The sequence below is a fragment of the Acinetobacter sp. AOR14_HL genome (assembly GCF_027855175.1).
GTDB lineage: Bacteria > Pseudomonadota > Gammaproteobacteria > Pseudomonadales > Moraxellaceae > Acinetobacter > Acinetobacter calcoaceticus.
Genome location: NZ_JAKTII010000016.1, coordinates 1 through 14,010 on the forward strand (window position 1 = coordinate 1; position 14,010 = coordinate 14,010).

The following is a 14,010-nucleotide window of genomic DNA, read 5'->3' on the forward strand; positions in this document are numbered from 1 at the left end:
TACCGAACCCAGGCTTGAATGATGGCGATGTTGTAACAGCAACAGCGACAGATGCTGCAGGTAACGAATCGACACCGGCAACAGAAGTTGTAGATGCAGTGGCTCCGGCTGCACCAGAGATTGATCCAATCAATGGTACGGATCCGATCACAGGTACGGCAGAACCAGGTTCAACAGTGACAGTGACTTATCCTGATGGCACCACAGCAACAGTAGTTGCGGGTACAGATGGAAGCTGGACAGTACCGAACCCAGGCTTGAATGATGGCGATGTTGTAACAGCAACAGCGACAGATGCTGCAGGTAACGAATCGACACCGGCAACAGAAGTTGTAGATACTGTACCTCCAGTAATTGCTATTGATGAATTGGATGATGTTGATCCGATCACAGGTACGGCAGAACCAGGTTCAACAGTAACTGTAACCTTCCCAGATGGTAGTACCATTACTACTACTACAGAAGGTGATGGTACTTGGTCTGTAGCTAATCCTGGTACATTAGTAACTGGCGATGTTGTAACAGCAACAGCGACAGATGCAGCAGGTAATACTTCATTACCAGTTACATCTATAGTTCCAGTTTTCATTGATGCTATCGATGATATTGCTACAGTATTAAGTGAGATCACTCCTGTAGTAACTAATCCAGACATCCCTGGTGGAGCATTAGTAACCTTCCCATCATTATCATTGATTGGTCCAATTATTGACTTGAAAGGTCAAACACCAATTACAGTTACCGTACCTGAAGGTGGAATTGCATCGTTTGATGTATCTTTTGGTGGAGTGTTAATAGGTGGTGGTATTGGTTCTTATGACCTTAATATTCTTCGTTATAACGAGAATACGGGTGGATATGAACCGTACAGCAAAATAGATAATGCTGGATCCATGCTTGGAATTGGTTTAGGAGTCATGGGTGGTGGAGCATCTATCACTAATCTACCTGAAGGACAATATGCGCTTGTATTAACTCCTGGTGAGGGCGTACAAGTGACAGGAATTGGCGTTGCTTCAATTTCTGTTACCAACGAGGTATTGAGTGATTATGGTGATGTTCTAGCCAAAGGTAATGTGATTACTGCAAACAATCCTGAAAATCCTACAGATGTAGCAGACGTTATTCATGCTGGTGAAACAGCAACAGTTATTAGTGTTGCTAATGAAGATGGTGTAACAACTGCGTTACCACAAGACAATGAAGCATTTACTCGTATTCAAGGTGAATATGGTGAGTTGTTCATTGATAAAAATGGTAATTATGAATACATCCGTGATTTCACTGTTCCAAATAGTCTAGGTAAAGTAGATAGCTTCACTTATACGATTCAGGATAGTGATGGACATCAAGATACTGCGACTTTAAATATTCGCATTGATACAAATGATCTTGATATCACATGGCCAGAAGATCCAACTCAAGATGGTGTAGTAGAATTGACGGCAACTAATAATTCAGCAGCAGCTGCGATTACTTTAGTTCCATCAACCAATACAACTGTTGATACGGGTAGTATGGCTGCAAGTAGTACAAAACCGTTATTTGGTGCTGCTACTTCGGTTGCTGGTAGTGATACGAGTGATGTGATTAATGTCGCTGCCAATACAGCTGCATCGATTAATTTCTCTGTAACTACACAAGGTGGTATCTTAGATAGCTCTGCTAATGGTGATACTTTCAGTTATCAAGTACAAAAACTTGTGAATGGTGTTTGGACAACTCAACCTGGAGCATCAGCTTCTGTTGTACATTCATCACCAATCTTAGGTGATGCTGGCGGTACTGTGTTGATCAGCGGCTCTTATCAGGTTTCTGCATCAGACACTACTAGCCAATGGCGTGTTGTGTTTGGTAGTACAGAATCTAATATTCCTCTGATTGCTGGAACCAATACAACCACTGTCAACACTACAGTAAATGCTACTTTCACACATTATGATCAATTCGTTGGTAATGGTGCGACAGTAACGGCTACAGGTAACTTGTTAACAGATGATTCTGGTAATGGTGTAGATGTAACAGGTGGGGCAAGTACAAAAGTATTTGTAGAAACTTCACCTGGTACTTATGTACAAGCGAATGGTCAAACAATCACGGTTGAAGATGGTACCTTCGTTGTTTCGGCAAATGGAACATATACGTTCACAGCAAATAGTTCTGCGACTTCTGGTGATGTCGCTACATTGAACTATAAACTGGTTGCTGCAACAGGCGATGAAAGTACACCTGCAACATTAACCGTGAATATCGGTAGTGAGACCATCAGTACTGCTAGCCATGACATTATTAGCACTGGAGCTGGTGCAGATACAGTTGTCTATAACTTACTGAACGCTGCTGATGCAACGGGTGGTAATGGTACAGATGAGTGGACTGACTTCAATTTGGCTCAAGGTGATAAAGTTGATATTAGTTCATTGTTAAATGGTGCTAATGCAGGCAATATCTCTAATTATGTGTCTGTTACTTCTGATGGTGCGGGTAATACTTTAATTAGTATTGACCGTGATGGTACTGGTAATACCTATAACTCAACCGATCTCATTGTATTGAAAAATACAGATACAACACTGGATGAGTTATTGAATAATAATCAGTTGTTATTTTAATTGATTATTGCTGATAGAAATCTGTAAATAGAAGAGAAGGCATAAGTGCCTTCTCTTTTTTTATTTAAAAATAGTTTTTAAAAGCATTAGTCGCAGTAAATGGCTTATTTAATATTTTTGAAAGTAAAATTAACTAGATTTTTTATTTTTAATAACTTTTTTTAAGAGACTTTGAAATTTATTTTTCTCTATATTGCTCTCTTTTGTTTTTTCTAGAGTTATCAATAAAGTATCTAAAATTTGTTGGTTGAAATGAGCTGAATTTTGATCAATTTCTTTCCAGTGATATAAATTCCAATTATTTAAAATAGAAATTTGTTGATCTTGTTTTCCAAGATTTTCAAGAAACTTTTTCATAAAGACGGTTCCTTTTAAATATTGATCTTGAAAAACAGGTTGTCCATCAGTGTATCTCTGTTGTATGAGAGAAGAGGGTAAAAGTAGTTTTCCATCAGATGTATCTATAAGTGTGGTAAGACGGTTCCATAATTGAGATGTCCTATAAGTTCTTTGCAAGATATATTTGTCAAAATCTTCTTCATTTTTCGGCAAATTTCTCTGTCCATATGTACCAAGCTTATCTTTTCGGATGATCCCTTCTGACCAGGCTGCCAAGCTTTCCGTGAGCCAAGATTGCTTAAACATCGTATAACCGTAGGTGTAAAGATGAAATAATTCATGTTCAACTAATGAAGAGTCAGTAGTTAAATTTGGAATATTATTGCTGATAAGAATAATTAGAGCACACGCGTTTTTTTTTAATGGATTATTGGTATGTCGATGGGGTTCATCATAAGCTAGTCCGAGTCCATTAAGCTTCTGTATTTGTATATCAATATATTGGACGTTATTTTTATAGCGTGGACTATTCAAAGGATCTTGGTAGCCTAAAACGGACCAAGCTTTTCGTATAGTATTTGCTTGAATAGCAATATTTTCTACATAGTCTGGAACATGATTTAGATTTTTATCCAATTGAAATTTTAAAGCATTATCACCAGATATAGTATAAAAAATACGCAAATTATCCATACCATAATAGACTTTATCAAGTTGTGTAACAACAGGAGGGCTACTTGAATAACAATCAGTTTTTGCATAAATATAAGTAGATAAGCAAAATGTAGAAAATAATAAAACCAAACCCTTCTTATGCATAAAAAACATTACAGAATGGCCTGAAAAAGTGATTGCCATTTTTGAGCAAATTGTTTTTGATCAGTGAGCTGAGTACATGCATATGCATTTTCACTAAGTTTAAGCCGTTTTTGTTCATCTTTTAATAAAGAAATTACTTTCTGTGCAAATAACTCTTCATCTTGAAAAGTAATTAAATAACCATTTTCATCATGATTAATCATATCTGATGGTCCGTAATCGATGTCATAACTCACTACAGGGCAACCATGGCATAGGGCTTCTAAAACTGCCATACCGAAACCTTCAGACCGGCTAGAAAAAAGGAATAAGCTTGCCTTATTATATAAAGCATCAGTATTCTCATTATAGCCCATCAATTTAATATGGTTATTTAACTGATATTCATCAATTTGACTTTGTAAGAAGTTATACTCACTTCCAAAACCATAAATGTTTAAATAAGCATTGGGGATTACTTCTACAACTTTTTTGAAAACCCTAATTAAGCTATCTAAATTTTTCGCTTTATCATACCTGGCAATAGTTAAGCAAAACATTGGATCTCTGTTTGAAAAATTGACATGATCGACAGTTTTTTCATATATATGCGGAATAACAAATAGTTTCCCTTCCATTCCAAAGCGCTGTTGAATATGTTGTTTTTGGCGTTCAGTTAAAATTACTAGTGCATCTAATTCATTACTATATTTAAAGTAACTACGATAATGACGATTAATTGTAGAGTTTTGAATATCAGGACCATTTAAATGGGTGGCATGAATTGTACCAATAAAACGCATATTTTCTTGTTTTATCTCTCTAAGTGGTTCATAGAAATGAATTGCACGATCGATAAGAATATACATTAGATCATTTTTATAAAGTTGAGAGATTTTTAGGAACCAGTATTGAATGAGTTGAGACTCAGTATCAAAAACCTCGTCAATAACACCTTGTTTATTAAATAAAAAAATATTTGAAACAATGTTTTTATTCTTTTCGTTGAGTTGATAGTTTTTTATAATAACTGGATAACCTTCTGTATGATAATAAGTTTCAGTTATTATCATTTGATTTTCTGGGTTGATGACTTGAATACAACTAAGATAACCATAAGAGTCATAAATAATCCGTCCTGTTTTTACTCCTTTTTTGAAAGTATTTACATAACTTAAAGTAGGAGAGTCATTTTGCCGTATTTCGTACAAATAGTTTTTATTATTTTTATCATGAAACCGCTGATTGTAGGTGAAAGGAATTATAGTTTTTAAAATGTTACTGTTAAACATTTCTACCGTAGGATTATGAATTTTTTTATTAGCCAGTTTTAGATGAGTTCCTTGAAAATCACCATATAGATTGAGATAGCCAATAGAAGTAGGAGCTAAATTTGTAGTAATAAGGCTCCAATAATTTTCTGCAAGAGAGCGATCGTAATCAGTAGTAATAATGGTGGGACTAATACCTAATTGTTCATTTAATATTTTTGCACGTTTTAAAAGAGCAAAAACCAATCCATTTTTCTTTTGGTCAATTTTTGGAAATAGAAAAAAATATTGAGTTTTCATAATAAATAACCATTTATAAAATATAATAAGATTTATTTGTTTGATGGTGATTTAAGCAGATCACTTTTTGTAAGAATTGGTGGATGGTATTCATTTAAACCTCCTGCATAAATTTTATTTTTAAATTGATCAATAAAATCAAGTGGTTCCATGAAGTTTAAGCCTTTTAAATCATTTTTGTGAAATTTCCACCATTTCAAATTTATTAATTCATTAATAACTGTATTGTCAAATCTTTTACGAATGAGTCTAGCAGGGTTACCACCAACGATAGTATATGGTTCAACATTCTTTGTAATCACACTGTTAGAAGCGATTATTGCACCATCACCAATAGTAATATTATTTTTTAAAATAACATCTGATCCAATCCACACATCATTTCCAATGGTGACATTACGTCGGCTTCTGAAAGTATGTGTAACTGATGCTGGGTCAGTATCATGATAATCTTCAGTATAAAAGTGAGGAGAAGTAGAAACCCAATCGGTGAAGTGATGAGCACCCATAATTTTAATATTACTAGCTAAGCTACAATAGCGGCCAATAGAAACACCATAACCAAGATTTGAGGATGAGTATGAAAAAGCACCAATTGTACAAAGGCTTAAAACACTGTTATAAAAATTATTATGTCCTTCAAGTTTCAAATCATTATTTAATGTAATAAGCCGATGTGGATTTTTTTTTAGGAAAAACATATTTATATTGAGATTTTTAAGATTTTCTTCAATTTTAAAAAATTCAACACTTATTGTTTCATTTGATAAAGTAAATATTTCTTCATTCATAAAGATACCTTTAATTACTCTATTAAAAAGTTTTTGATATTTTTGATTCTAGAATTAGAAATTCCAAGCTAATCTTTGAAATACAAATAGTATGCAATATAGCCTGATAAGTTATGTTCTTGATCATCAATACGAGTACGAAAACGGTCATGCCTTACATAGAAAGAATTTAATACAGACTTGGGATTTTTCATATACATAGCTACTTCTGGATAGAAAAAACCTGTACGTTGAAATTCGGCACGTAATTTTATAAGAGATTTTAAATCTTCAAATCTAGAAGAGTTAAATAATTTTTCATGGCCTTGCTCACTTAGGCGACTCACCATTTTATAAGCAGACATCATCATTTCAAGAAAAGTTGCGTATGCTGTTTTTCGATTTTTAATAAAATCCATATGCTTTAAGTAGTTATTTATACCAAATTGATAGTATTTAAATTCTGGGCATAACATTGTTAATTCATTGGTACAATAACTTAGCCAATGATCATGATATTTTTCATATGAATTAGATATAAAGTTATCAAACATTAATTTAACAGTATCTAAAAGAAGCTTATTATTATTTAATTGATATAGTCTTAGTAGCGCTAGTGCAGCTTCGCCATCATAATAAACAATTCTAAATTTTTCTTTAATAGATAAAGACGGGTACTCTAAGATATGCACTGTTTGTCCTGATTTATCAATCATTTGAATAATTCCATTTGCTATTTTTTCTGCATATTCTAGATATTTTTTATTTTTAGTAATTTCCTGATATTTTGTTAACATTAAAATAGCGGCTGCATTCGCACCAAGCTTGATCTCATAATTATTGTCATTTCCATCAATCATATGAGCAGTATCTTCATCGATTAACTTGTAAAAATTTTTGATGCTATACTCAATAGCCAAGTGAATTTTAGGCCAATATTGATTATTATCTTCAATCTCAAAAGTTTCTAAAAGAGAATAAATTGAAGTGCAATGCCGTATTGTATTGTAGCTTTTAATTTCATTATCAAATGCTGGAAAATAGCCATAGATAAATTTCCCATCTTCTAAAAGTTGATAGGATAGGAAATTAGCATTTTTATTAATTATTTCTTTAATATGAGATTTATCATTTTTATCAATGAATCTAACTCCATTTTTACAACCTCCACTTTGAAGTTTAATGAATTTACTATTTTCGTAAAATACACTTTCAGTTTCAAAAAGCCATACATCTTTAATTTTATTAATTTCTAATTCTTTTTGAATAGAAGGATATTTTTTCTTTATTGCATTATTTAAATTATTTTGGTCAATAAAATTTTTTTGATCATATGAAATTCCTCGTATGATTGCATTCCCATAAATTTCTTGCTCTAAAAAACATATATTGAAATCTTTATCAAAACTAATACCTTTCCTAAAATGATTATTATGCTTTTGATTAGATATATCATTGGTAACATCGATCCAACTTTTTTTTTCTATTTGAGTTGCAATATCAAGTTTTATATAGGCTAGATAACGTTTATCTTTAAGAAAAATTTTTTCTAAAAAGTTATTTATTTTTTTTTGCAATTTTTTTATGTCAGTACTAGCGATTGAAAAAACTTTACAACGTTGATCTAGGCAACCATATGAGATAAAGACTATTTTTTTATCAGAGTCAGTCTGATCATATAGTGATATCCATTCACTGATCTGATTCTTTAAATTACTTAAATCTAAATATTTCAATTGATGTAGCATATTACGACCTAATTAAGTTAATCTTGGCTAGAAAACAATTAAATTGTTTTAATCCCTTTTTTAAAAAACAATAGAGTGATATTTAATTCTGTTTGTTATTGTATTTGTTTTTTTGTGGTACTAGAAGTGATTTTAAGGCTTGAGTTGTGTTTAAAATTATTCGAAATTTAATTCATATGTTTTAATTTAAGTATAGTTTAAAACATAATTTATATTTTTAGTTTTAATGCAATATAGCTTAATTTTTTGATAAAAATAAATGAATTATATGGTTTTTAATATTTCTATTTTTTTTGTTGTTGTATTAACTAATCTTGGTTGTTAATTTAATTATCTAAAGTTTATCTGAATTAAAAGGTTAATTATGAAAAAAATAATTTCTTTATTGATGTTATTAGCTGCTAATCATACTTTCGCTGAAACAGTTAGTATTGATTTAACAAATGGAAATTTTATCGGAAAAGATGCGTATAACGTTGTTACTTCGACTCAAGCACAATGTACACAATTAGATAATTCTGGGATCGGAAGAACGGTTTGGGTTGAAGTAAATTTAAATGGTTACTCATATAAAGAATGCATACGATATTATTCTGCCGGATTACTCGAAAATCAAACCAATAATAGAGCAATTGCATATTTTTCTGGAGATGTAGCAATTGTGGGAGCGACGGCGTTTCCAGAGTATACTAACAGTAAACCACAGGACAAAGTTAATGAAGCAGTCGTTAAGTCAACAGAGTTATATAATTTCCCATATATTTTTGTAGCTCGTCCAGGAATTTATGGATCGTCTGGTGTACATAATGGTGCTAGAAAGCCATTAGAATCTTTATTAATGTCTGAAGCATTAAATAAAATTAAGCAAAGACATCAAATCCTTAACTATGTGTTAGTTGGGCATAGTGGTGGTGGTCATATTGTATCTGCCTTATTATCAAAAAGGACAGATATATTATGTGCTATCCCAAGTTCAGCTCCTTCATCACCTAAAATACTGGCTGAAGCATTGGGCAAGACGCCTGATCCAAGACTATTTGAAGCTGTAGATGCAATAACTGCACTTACACCTAAGCACCCAGCGAATAGAGTATTTGTAGTTGGGGATTTAAATGACAGTATTGTCCCTTGGGTTTCTCAAAAGGTACTTCACGACAAGTTGATTCAATTATCTTGGGCGTCAAATATCATAAATTTACAAGCAATTGACGGATCTCATCATGATGCGGCAGATAAAGCTAGAAAGATTGCTGGAATGTGTGCAAGGGGGCTACCAACCTTAAATATTCTTGACCAAGCAGCAAATTTATAAGCTTATTATATTGTTTGCGTAGAACTAAAAGTAATATTAGGTTTATCTGGTTTATGAGAAATAGTTTTACGCAAATATTAAGAGATGAACTTACATTGAATCCATAAGTTGATCTATTGAGTTGATTATTAGTTAAATAGATCATTTATAAATGAAATAAAAGTTGGGATGAGGAGGAATATAGTTATAAAAACTATAAATTATGGAAAATAAATTGTGAGAGTATTCTATCTTTCAAATTTTTTATAATGTTTGAAATTTAAGTATTTAAAACATAATTTTAAAACATTTTTTAAGTTATGAGTGAGCTTAATGTATGTAAAGTAAGGATAATTTTTTTCATAAAAAAATTATTATGAACTTAATTAATTTGTAATTGATAAAGCCTAGTTCTCATGTGAATATAATCTTGAGGATTTTTATTACAACTATCCTCGTATTTCAGGTTTAAGTGATATTCACTAAGTCCGCAGCCTTACAGGATGTGGACTCTTCTTAATTAATAAAGAATTTAAAATTATATTGACTTCTTTTGTTATAATTTAAGAATACATAGTTGAATTTAACCTAAACCTATTGTAGTAATATATCTATTATTAATAATCCTAATTCTATAAATTTTAATTTAAGATGGATTTTATAAAAATGGATGATTATATATTTAACATGAGGATTAAAATTAATGAAGAGTTTACTTCTATTCCAAATCGTATTTTCATTAACACTAATCTTGACGGGTTGTGTGAATCAGCCATATGGTCATCAATCAGTTTATTCACCACCTTCTATTAATACCATTGCTAGTCATAAATTGTATTTAATATCAGAAAAATCAAACCGACCTAGCTTTGGTACAGGAGAGGTTACAGAAAATAAAGCCTCTCAATATGCAAGTAATCATAAGAAGACAGTAATTTGTGATAAACATCATTATTATGCTGCCAGTAATGTTACTAGTGATCTGAAACAGACAAAAATTATTTTAGTAAGTGGTGAAGAGATTAATGTTTCTAAGTCATGCTGGGTAGAAGATGCAAACCCAAAAAATTCAATTTATGTTTCTAAATCATCTGTTAGTCATGGTTTTTGATAATTAAACAGATAAAAGGAGACTAAGCCTTACTAGCTTGGTCTCATTATAATTCATTCAAATAATTTTTATTTAAAGATTTAGTTGTTTAAAGTAAAATAATTAATTGAAGCAATAGCCTGAAAATAATTTTTGTATAATTTTATATTGGAATCTATTATTTTGTTTTTTTCAATTTTTATTAAGTAGATCTTATTGCCATTTACTTCTTTTCGTTTTGAAATATATTCTATAGCTGAGCCAATTTCATTTTCTTTATACTTATTTGTTTTATTTAAGTTTAATGTCACTAGAAAGGTAAAAAAACCTATTTCTTTCATTTTCTCTGCATAGAAGGTGGCATAAGTTTTGGTACTTTTTATTAACCCCGTATCAAAAATAATAATAGTTGGGAAGGGGCCAATTCCTTTCGGAATATAAATATCACCTGTTGCTGAGCCTATTGAGGACTTCCAAAAAATATCATTCATATTAAATATTATCATATTTTAAAATAAATAAATTTTCATAATAAATGCTTTAAAAGCATAAAGTTACTTTTGTTAAAAGCTGAAATTTATAAATTTCAAATGGTTAATTTGTTAAGAAATTGTTTGAAATAAATTTACACTATTAACATTTTCTTAAAAGTTAAATTGCTTTATTTCATGGGAAACAACTCTACGATGTAAATATAATATAATCAATAGTAAATCTATATAAATTATATTTTTACATAAAGTGTTTTTTTTAAATTATTGAAAATAAATATTATTTTTATTGAATTATTTGAGAGTTAACTAATTATGTTTTTATAGGTAGCATAATCATGATGAAAGACATAAAACTATTTTTAAAGAATTATAAGAAAAACTAACTTAATATAGAATTAATTATATCCATTCTTGATAATAGTATCTAAATTTCAAGCATAAAAATAAATAATTAATATACAATTATATTTCAATAGCTTATCTAATTTTTTGCTTGAAATTTAATTGAGCTCATTTAGGGGACTAATACTATATGATTCATAACTCTTCCTTTTTATATTGTTCCATATGTATGTCATAGATCATTTAATCCAAAATATTTAATAATTACAATACATTACTTTTCGATGCATTGTTTAAAATTCTTTGAATTACTGTTCTTGTAACTGCAAATTCTTTAGCGAGTGAATATACGCTGTAGCCTTTCTTAAACAATTCAATTACTCTATTTTTTTGTTCATTATTTAATATTTCTGGGCGACCAACTTTTCTTGTTGGTTTGTGATCCTTGAATTTTTTATTGTCAGACTTAAATAATTTCTCAAATTCAGCTGATAACTTTAAAAAATGAAGAAAGAAAATTTTTAAGTCACCATTAATTTCATTTTTAGAGTAATCCAAGCATATTAGTCTGATTTTTTTCTGATCAATTTTATCAACTATTCCTAAAATTTCTTCAAAGCTATTCCCTAAGCAATCCATGCTTTTTATCACTAAAATATCACCTTCTTCTAAAGAGTAACTTATTAAATTAAGAAATTTATCTCTATAAGCAATAGATTTATCAACAGATACTTCTTCTACTACTAATCTATTCTTTTGGATTTTATAGCCATACTCACTAAAAAAAGTGATATACCTAGAAAATTCAAATTGCAAATTAGGCTCTATTCTAACATAGGCATATGTACGCATATTAAAACACCAAAATTAAACAAAAACAAAACAAATATTAGCATCTTATTTTTTTAAAAAAAACATGAACTAAATCACAAAAGTGTACTATACAGTGTTTAAAACATAATAATTAAGTACATAGTTAAATCATTACTTTTTTCAAATTTTTATTAACTTCCATAATCATGTTACCTAATAATTTTATTGGTTTCTTGGCTTTAGTGTGTCGTATATTAAATTAACTCACTACTTAAACTACTTCTGAATTTAATATAAATTAGATATTAAAATCTAGTTTTATTTTTTATTTGAATTAATTTGAGTGCATAAAATATAATGAAGTAATAATTTGTTAGTTGTAAGATTATTGGTGTTTTTTATAGGTATTTGATTTTTAATGATTTGTGTGTTTATTTTATTTTATTTTTGGTTGTGTGTTTAAATTTATTGTAAATTTAATACATAGGTTTAAAACAATTTTAGATAATATATTATAGAAATTAACTGGTTTATTATAATAAATGTGTTTGTGTTTTTTTAAATAATTTTTTATTTAAAATTGATATTTGATTTAATGTCTTGTGATATTTGAGGTCTTGTTGATTGTTATAATGCTGATATTTAAGGCTGAAATGAATAATTGATTTTCTGGCAATTGTTTTTTTATTAATATAATGTTTTTTTATATTATATTTTTAAATTGTTTTTTGTGGTGGAAATATAAGAAAAATTATACTACTATAAAAGTATAAATTTAAGACATTAATTATATAACAAACAATAAGTGAAGCTCTAAAAGTATCTAAAAGAAATGCTTTGATTTGAACATACTTTGAAAATGCACTTCACATGACTCTAAGGGATGGGGGGAGCATGCGTATTTATGCTTATATTCGAGTCAATTCTAATATTGATGAATTAGACAAAGAAAAAGAATCTTTTATTTCATTATTAAATACTTTTAATCATAAAGTTCCATATAGTAGAGTAGTGCTGGAATTGGCTTCAGTTGATAAGTCTATAACTTTACGGACTATATTTTTTAATTTGATTAATTATTCTTTAGAAGAGGATGATTTTTTAATTGTTAAAGGAATTGACTGTTTAGGGAATAGTTTTAAAGAAATATTATCTACAATTATATTGATTGAAAAAAAACAAATTAAATTGATTATTTTGGAATATTTCAATTGTGAGTTGAAAGAAAGTATTAGAAATAATTTTATTCATTTTATAGAAATTTGCATTAGTTTTGAAAAACTTTTCTTGCTTGACCAATCTACACAAAAGAATCATAGATTATCTAAAAAAGTAGGTAGACCCGAAAAATTAACAAATGAACAAAAACAGGAAGTTATTAATAAATTTAAAAAAGGATTTAGTGTATATTCTTTAGCTAAAGATCTTGCTGTATCAAGGACTGTGATACAAAGAATACTTGAAAAATCCAGTGAATAATTATAAAGATTAATATCGGATTTTTATATTGTGATTAATAATTGATTGAAATATTTTTGATTATTTTGGTGATTTTTTATGTATTAAATTGTGTTTTAATTTTTAATTTAATAGTTATTAAATAATATTTTTATTTTAAAATTAAATTCATATTGATGTTTTTATTTTTCTATTGATATTGTTATGTGTATTTTGTAGCACAACTTTAATTCATTGAAAGTTATATTACTTGACTATGCGATTAATTTATACGATGCGTTAACTTGAAGTATAGATATGAGTATTGATTTAGATAAGTGGAAGTGTCCTGTATGTAATGGTTTTATAGCGGTTGATCATTCAAAAATTCAAAAAGAAGATGCAGTACAATTTGTATTTAGACGAATAAGTAATAATGATTCCTTCTACTTTATTTATAGAGTTGGTTTGGTCGTTGATCGAAAAGAAAAGTTACTAACTATTAAGTATAAGGATAGGCTATATAAATCTCTCGATAGTGATACTTATCCTGTAAATGCTCCAGCTCTTATTGTCTATAATATGTTTTGGATTTGTGGTTGTTAATTTTTAAATATTAAAAAGACGCTTATTTTTTGTTTAGTTAAAACCACTTTGGGTTTTTATTTTTTGCAGTTTATGTTGTTGATTTTTAAAATTTATTTT

Annotated in this window: 10 protein-coding genes and 1 pseudogene; 5 read left to right on the forward strand and 6 right to left on the reverse strand. The window is 29.3% G+C overall.

All coding sequences use genetic code 11. The features are described 5' to 3' along the window. A partial coding sequence (locus MKL38_RS15255; RefSeq protein WP_333725385.1) for an ABSDF2314 family large adhesin occupies positions 1 to 2,612 on the forward strand: 2,612 nt, incomplete at its 5' end. Positions 2,613 to 2,741: 129 nt separating this feature from the next. On the opposite strand, the gene MKL38_RS15260 is transcribed toward MKL38_RS15255, so the two are convergent. The 4 genes from MKL38_RS15260 to MKL38_RS15275 all read right to left on the reverse strand — a co-directional run bounded on the left by MKL38_RS15260 (position 2,742) and on the right by MKL38_RS15275 (position 7,838). Continuing rightward, positions 2,742 to 3,779, reverse strand: a complete 1,038-nt coding sequence (locus MKL38_RS15260; protein ID WP_442866675.1) for a peptidase MA family protein — start codon at positions 3,777 to 3,779, stop codon at positions 2,742 to 2,744. After that, positions 3,779 to 5,320 carry a glycosyltransferase gene (locus tag MKL38_RS15265; RefSeq protein WP_270903678.1) on the reverse strand — a complete coding sequence of 514 codons (1,542 nt, stop codon included), beginning with the start codon at positions 5,318 to 5,320 and terminating at the stop codon, positions 3,779 to 3,781. Before MKL38_RS15265 ends, MKL38_RS15260 begins: the two co-directional genes overlap by 1 nt. Before the next feature lie 32 nt (positions 5,321 to 5,352). Beyond that, positions 5,353 to 6,111 (reverse strand): CatB-related O-acetyltransferase, encoded by a 759-nt coding sequence (locus MKL38_RS15270; protein WP_270903679.1) that lies wholly within the window; start codon positions 6,109 to 6,111, stop codon positions 5,353 to 5,355. Between the two features lie 68 nt (positions 6,112 to 6,179). After that, complete coding sequence (locus tag MKL38_RS15275) at positions 6,180 to 7,838, reverse strand: poly alpha-glucosyltransferase (RefSeq protein ID WP_270903680.1); 1,659 nt, start codon at positions 7,836 to 7,838, stop codon at positions 6,180 to 6,182. A 760-nt stretch (positions 7,839 to 8,598) separates the two neighbouring features. Here MKL38_RS15275 and MKL38_RS15280 point away from each other — a divergent pair. After that, a pseudogene (locus tag MKL38_RS15280) lies at positions 8,599 to 9,172 on the forward strand (hypothetical protein). 660 nt (positions 9,173 to 9,832) lie between these two features. Then, entirely contained in the window at positions 9,833 to 10,240 is a 408-nt protein-coding gene (locus MKL38_RS15285; protein WP_270903681.1) for a hypothetical protein, read from the forward strand. Positions 10,241 to 10,320: 80 nt separating this feature from the next. On the opposite strand, the gene MKL38_RS15290 is transcribed toward MKL38_RS15285, so the two are convergent. After that, on the reverse strand, positions 10,321 to 10,710 hold the full coding sequence (locus MKL38_RS15290; RefSeq protein ID WP_270903682.1) for a hypothetical protein: 390 nt from the start codon (positions 10,708 to 10,710) through the stop codon (positions 10,321 to 10,323). A 609-nt stretch (positions 10,711 to 11,319) separates the two neighbouring features. Beyond that, the gene (locus MKL38_RS15295) at positions 11,320 to 11,907 is read right to left on the reverse strand and encodes a recombinase family protein (RefSeq protein WP_270903683.1); all 588 of its coding nucleotides are present in this window, start codon (positions 11,905 to 11,907) and stop codon (positions 11,320 to 11,322) included. Positions 11,908 to 12,762: 855 nt separating this feature from the next. Between MKL38_RS15295 and MKL38_RS15300 the strand changes: the two genes are divergently transcribed. Then, on the forward strand, positions 12,763 to 13,347 hold the full coding sequence (locus tag MKL38_RS15300; protein ID WP_270903684.1) for a recombinase family protein: 585 nt from the start codon (positions 12,763 to 12,765) through the stop codon (positions 13,345 to 13,347). A gap of 270 nt (positions 13,348 to 13,617) precedes the next feature. Then, the gene (locus MKL38_RS15305; RefSeq protein ID WP_133747998.1) at positions 13,618 to 13,911 is read left to right on the forward strand and encodes a hypothetical protein; all 294 of its coding nucleotides are present in this window, start codon (positions 13,618 to 13,620) and stop codon (positions 13,909 to 13,911) included. The last annotated feature ends 99 nt before the right edge of the window (positions 13,912 to 14,010 follow it).